This window comes from Advenella sp. FME57 (genome assembly GCF_014897675.1).
Classification (GTDB): domain Bacteria; phylum Pseudomonadota; class Gammaproteobacteria; order Burkholderiales; family Burkholderiaceae_B; genus Advenella.
Genome location: NZ_JABUXU010000058.1, coordinates 1 through 511, shown reverse-complemented (window position 1 = coordinate 511; position 511 = coordinate 1). Strand labels below are relative to the sequence as shown.

Genomic DNA, 511 nt, shown 5'->3' with positions numbered 1-511 from the left:
GACGGTAAAAGGGCCCGACCGAAGCCGGGCCCTGCCTGATAAGGAGGATACGATGAGACGAATCGTATTACAACTTATCCTGATCGGTATATCGCTGGTATTGCTAGCGTATAGCGCACCAGCTTATTGATCAGGGACCGGTGGGGCGGATCCCACCGGTTTCAGGTTTTAATTTACTTAATCATGATTCCTATGTCAATCTCGTATTTTCCGAGGGTACAAATAGACCTTGATTGCGATGCTCATTCCTTCAGGTAAACATACCGACTTGCATTACATATAGTAAAAATAAAGCGATGCAGTTGAAGTCAACAAGACAATGAGGCAAAGCTTCCCGCAGATCGTCAATATGAATGGAACTGTCGGAGATTACGAAGCGATCATTTGAATCAAACCCGGTCTGAACACGCCCCCGATAAATGCAAAATATCTGCGCTGTGCTGATGGTCAGCGCAGACGGTAAAAGGGCCCGACCGAAGCCGGGCCCTGCCTGATAAGGAGGATACGATGA

Annotated in this window: 1 protein-coding gene; it reads right to left on the bottom strand. The window is 47.7% G+C overall.

What is annotated here, in order from left to right; genetic code table 11:
* Nucleotides 1-250: 250 nt before the first annotated feature.
* A partial coding sequence (locus INT32_RS22250) for a hypothetical protein (RefSeq protein WP_226817359.1) occupies nucleotides 251-511 on the bottom strand: 261 nt, incomplete at its 5' end.